This is a genomic window from Bordetella petrii, from assembly GCF_020991325.1.
Taxonomy (GTDB): domain Bacteria; phylum Pseudomonadota; class Gammaproteobacteria; order Burkholderiales; family Burkholderiaceae_B; genus Bordetella_A; species Bordetella_A petrii_E.
In genome coordinates this window covers 1-4,257 of record NZ_JAJMLX010000346.1, presented here as the reverse complement: position 1 = coordinate 4,257, position 4,257 = coordinate 1, and the positions used below count along the sequence as shown (strand labels likewise).

8 protein-coding genes are annotated in these 4,257 nt (G+C 67.7%); 2 read left to right on the top strand and 6 right to left on the bottom strand.

Annotated features, from left to right (window positions below; all coding sequences use genetic code 11):
* A partial coding sequence (locus LPZ50_RS22550) for a LysE family transporter (protein ID WP_230665064.1) occupies positions 1-359 on the top strand: 359 nt, incomplete at its 5' end.
* On the opposite strand, the gene LPZ50_RS22545 is transcribed toward LPZ50_RS22550, so the two are convergent.
* From LPZ50_RS22545 to LPZ50_RS22530, 5 genes are all read right to left on the bottom strand, one after another.
* On the bottom strand, positions 263-1,225 hold the full coding sequence (locus tag LPZ50_RS22545; protein ID WP_230665063.1) for a FapA family protein: 963 nt from the start codon (positions 1,223-1,225) through the stop codon (positions 263-265). The genes LPZ50_RS22550 and LPZ50_RS22545 overlap by 97 nt on opposite strands.
* A gap of 142 nt (positions 1,226-1,367) precedes the next feature.
* Positions 1,368-1,490, bottom strand: coding sequence for a hypothetical protein (locus LPZ50_RS25350; protein ID WP_268903564.1), 123 nt, complete (start codon positions 1,488-1,490; stop codon positions 1,368-1,370).
* A 127-nt stretch (positions 1,491-1,617) separates the two neighbouring features.
* Positions 1,618-2,043: an organic hydroperoxide resistance protein gene (locus LPZ50_RS22540; protein ID WP_230665062.1), complete on the bottom strand. Its 426-nt coding sequence runs from the start codon at positions 2,041-2,043 to the stop codon at positions 1,618-1,620.
* Between the two features lie 133 nt (positions 2,044-2,176).
* A complete protein-coding gene (locus LPZ50_RS22535) occupies positions 2,177-2,638 on the bottom strand; it encodes a MarR family winged helix-turn-helix transcriptional regulator (RefSeq protein WP_230665061.1) in 462 nt (153 codons plus the stop codon).
* A gap of 79 nt (positions 2,639-2,717) precedes the next feature.
* Positions 2,718-3,227: a GNAT family N-acetyltransferase gene (locus tag LPZ50_RS22530; RefSeq protein WP_230665060.1), complete on the bottom strand. Its 510-nt coding sequence runs from the start codon at positions 3,225-3,227 to the stop codon at positions 2,718-2,720.
* Between the two features lie 82 nt (positions 3,228-3,309).
* On the opposite strand from LPZ50_RS22530, the gene LPZ50_RS22525 reads away from it, so the two are divergent.
* Positions 3,310-3,573 carry a hypothetical protein gene (locus LPZ50_RS22525; RefSeq protein ID WP_230665065.1) on the top strand — a complete coding sequence of 88 codons (264 nt, stop codon included), beginning with the start codon at positions 3,310-3,312 and terminating at the stop codon, positions 3,571-3,573.
* Here the strand turns inward: LPZ50_RS22525 and LPZ50_RS22520 are convergent.
* Positions 3,562-4,257: GlxA family transcriptional regulator (locus tag LPZ50_RS22520; protein WP_230665059.1), on the bottom strand; the 696-nt coding region annotated here is incomplete at its 5' end. The two genes, LPZ50_RS22525 and LPZ50_RS22520, sit on opposite strands and share 12 nt — an antisense overlap.

The window sequence follows — 4,257 nt, the reverse complement described above, 5'->3', positions numbered from 1 at the left end:
GGGACATGCCGCGCGCCGCGCGCGCGCCGGGCATGGCGGCCCCGTCCTGGCACCGGCGCTTTGCCACCGGGTTCGCGTCGGGCATCCTGAACCCGAAGAACGCGCTGTTCTATGCCAGCCTGTTCGCGCTGCTGGCCGGCGAACACACGCGGAGCGCCGTGCAACTGGCTTATGGCCTGTGGATGTTCGCCGCCGTGCTGGGCTGGGACTTGCTGGTAGCGGCCGGCATCGGGCATCCCGCCGTCGTGGCCGGCTTTTCCCGCTACAACGCGGGCATCGAACGCTTTACCGGCGCCGTGCTGCTGCTGATTGCCGCCGGCGGGCTATGGATGCTGGCAAGCGCCATCGTATCCGCCTGACCGGACGCCGGCGCCCAATGGCCGCTGACGAGCAGCGCCGGCAATTCGCAGGCGGTCACGCGCGCCGACACCTCCCAGGCGTCCATGCGCACCCGCAACCCGGCGTAAATGCCATGCCCGGCGCCCGCCAGGATGCGCCCGCCGGCCTCGATGCCTTCGCCGGCCCGGATGGCGCCGTCGGCCGCCACGTCGCCGCCCGCCTTGATGCCCCAGCCGGCTTCGAGATGATCGCCGCAGCACACCGAGCCCGCCGCCTGGATGCCGCGCTGCACCTCCAGCGCATCCTGCGCGCATACATCACCGCCGGCCTTGATCCCCTGGCCGCCATGCAATGCTCCCCCCACGTCCAGGCCCTGCCCGGCCCAGATCGGCCCGGCGGCGTGCAAGTCCTGCCCCGCGTGCACGTCCCAGGCCGCCCGCACACCGCCGCCGCTATCCAGGCTGGCGGCCGCGCTCACGCCCCACCCGGCCTGGATGTCGCCGCCCGCGCGGATCAAGCCATCGCTGACAATGCTGCCCTGGGCTTGGATGTTTTCACCCGCCACGATGGCCGTGCCGGCGCGCACCCCGCCCTCGGTGACGATACGGCGGCCGGCGCGCACGACCGTATCGACACTGATGCCGCGCCGCACCTGCAGTGTGCCGGCGAAGACAATCGCGCCGGCCTCGATGGATTCCAGTTGCAGCACAGTGTCGGTGGGACCGAACTGGTCAAGCAGCCAGCAGGCGTCATCGACGCGGCCATCGGCCACCAGGGCATCCAGCACGGCCTGGTAGTCGCCCTGGCCATGGTGATCGCGCAAGAACCACTTGTAGCCGCTGGCGCAGGGGTTCTTGGCTTTGACGAATTTCTTGGTTAGTTGCATGACACGACACAATTCAAATGGCCTGCCGCCGCCCGGCCGCACGGGCCGCCAGGCAGCGGAGGCGGGCCCGCATGCGCGAAGCGTGCAGGCCGGAAACACCGGAAAACAGCAATGGAGAAGGGGCGGCCGCGGGGGCTGGCGCTTAGCCGGGCTTGGCGCGCGCGTAGGCGGAACGCACGGCGGCATCGTGCGACCCCAGCAGGGCCGGACGATGCATGGCATGGCGCGCACGCACAGCGAAGGGAGAAGAAACTTGCCGGATCATGACGCCGGCATCCTACCACCCCCAGGAAACGCGTCAAGCCGGAAAGCCGGCGGCCAGGCGGAACGCCCGGCAAGAACCGGCCGGCCGGCGCATGGGCTTGGGCATGCGCCGGCGGTGGGCGGCGGGTTTACACCACCGTCAGGGTCACGTCGATGTTGCCACGGGTGGCATTGGAATAGGGGCAGACGATATGGGCGCGCTGCACCAGGTCTTCGGCCTTGGCGCGGTCCATGCCCGGCAGCGAGATCTTCAGTTCGACTTCGATGCCAAAGCCATTGGGGATGGGGCCGATGCCCACCGCGCCGTCGATCGAGACATCGGACGGGATGTCGATCTTGTCGCGATTGGCCACGAACTTCATGGCGCCCAGGAAGCAGGCCGAATAACCCGCGGCGAACAACTGCTCGGGATTGGTGCCTTCGCCGCCGGCGCCCCCCATTTCACGGGGCACGGTGAGTTTCACGTCCAGATTATTGTCGGACGAGACGGCGCGGCCATCGCGGCCGCCGGTGGCCTTGGCATGGGCACGGTAAACAACTTTTTCCAGAGACATGACAATTTCCTTTCTAGCGGGTTTCAGGGACGACGGCGATTCCACCAAAGTACGGCTCGCCGGGGCCGGATGCAAGTTGTAGGCTATTGAATAGTGCACTACTTAGTTGACAGGCACATAACAACATCCGCATTCAACCGTAGGCCATCAGATTCGCGCGCAGGTGTTCCAATTGGGCTTTCAGGGCAGCCAATTCACCAGGCGAGCATTCCGTGGCGCACAGCACCGACACGGGCACCTGGGCGGCCTTTTGCTTCAGGTCGCGGCCGGCGCGTGTCAGGCTGACAATGACCTGGCGCTCATCTTGTTCCGCGCGCAGGCGGGAAATAAGGCCCCCCGCTTCCATGCGCTTGAGCAAGGGCGTAAGCGTGGCCGAATCCAGGAACAGGCGGCGCCCGATATCGGTGAGCGTAAGCTGGTCTTGTTCCCACAGCACCATCATCACCAGATACTGCGGGTAGGTCAGCCCCAGGGCGCGCAGCAGCTTGCGGTACACCTTGTTCATGGCCAGCACCGTGGAATGCAGCGTGAAGCACAACTGTTCGTCGAGCAGCAGCGACGGCGCGGTGGCGGAGGAAGATCGGCGGCGGGTCATGATGGAAGCCATAATACATAGCGCACTATTTAATCGCAAGTTATTTTTTCCTGCCACTGCGGCGGCGGCGCAACGGCGTTCAGGCCGGCGGAGCGTCGAACACCTTGTGGTACTGCACCGTGCCCTGCGCCCGTCCGCGCCAGGCCTGCGCCATGAAATATTCGGGCGGCACATCGGGCAGCAGCAATGCCGGATCGGCACGGAACCCGAAGCGGCCATAGAAATGCGGCTGGCCCAGCACCACGCAACCGGCGGCGCCGCGGCCGCGCAGGCGCGCCAGCCCCTCGGCCACCAGCATCGACCCGATGCCCCGCCCCTGCGCCGGCGGGCCCACCGCGACAGGCCCCAGCCCATGCCAGCCCACCATGACCTCCTGGCCGCGATGAATGCAGACCGGCGAAAACGCCACGTGGCCCACTACTTGCCCATGTTCCACCGCCACCAGCGACAAGGCCAGGGCGCCCGCCTGCCGCAGCGCGTCGATAATGCGGCCTTCGTTGTGCTCGCTGTGCGGCTGGCCCTGGAACGCGGCCTGCGTCACGGAGAAAATGGCGGGAATGTCGGCGGTGGTTTCCTGGCGTAGCAACATGGCGGGGGCGCGGAGGCATCGGGGTGTGGACCAGTCCGTAGAATAGACGGACTTTCCCTACCCTGACAGGCACTACATGGAAATGGAAACCGAACTCGATGGCCGCCTGCTGGCGCTGCGGCAAACCGTGGCGTTGTCGCTGGCACTGTCCACGCGCAGCAACCCGCAGGCAACCGAACTGGCACTGGAAATCCTGGCCGACATCAAGCGCAGCGTGAACCGCGCGCCGGCGGGCAGCCCGTTCGACCCACCCGCCTGGGCGGCCGGCGCGCAAGACGAGCTGGACCAGATCGCGCAGATGGTGCGCGCCTTCACCGAACAGCCGGACGAGGGTTCATGCGGCTAAGGTCTGTTCGCGCGCCGCGCGGCGCAAGGCTTGCGGCGGCTGTCCGTAGCGCCGGACGAAGGCGCCGCGCATGCGCTCGGCGTCGGCAAAACCGGTGCAGCGTGCCACCGCATCGATGCTCATGTTGTCGGCCTCGACGTGCGCCCGCGCGGCTTCGGCGCGGATGCGCTCCACCGCCTTGGCGGGCGTCTGGCCGGTTTCGGCCTTGAAAATGCGGATGAACTGGCGCGGACTCAGGCAGGCGGCCGCCGCCAGTTCGTCGATGGTAAGCGGGGCCGTCAGGTGCTGGCGGATATAGTCCAGCACGCGGCGCATGCGTTCGCTGTGCGGGGCCAGATCCTGCAGGGCCGAAAATTGCGACTGTCCGCCCGCGCGCCGATGGTATACCACCATGTCGCGCGCGGCCTGGCGCGCGGCCTCGGCACCCAGGTCTTCTTCGACCATGGCCAGGGCCAGGTCTATGCCGGCCGTGATGCCGGCCGATGTCCAGACGGCGCCATCGCGCACATAGATCTTGTCGCTGTCGACCTTGATGTCCGGATATAGCCGCTGCAAGGCGGCGGCATGCCGCCAATGCGTCGTGGCGCGCCGGCCGTCGAGCAGCCCCGCATCCGCCAACACGAAAGCGCCGGTGCACACACTGGCCAGGCGGGCGCCGCGCGCCTGCGCGGCGTGCAGGAAGGC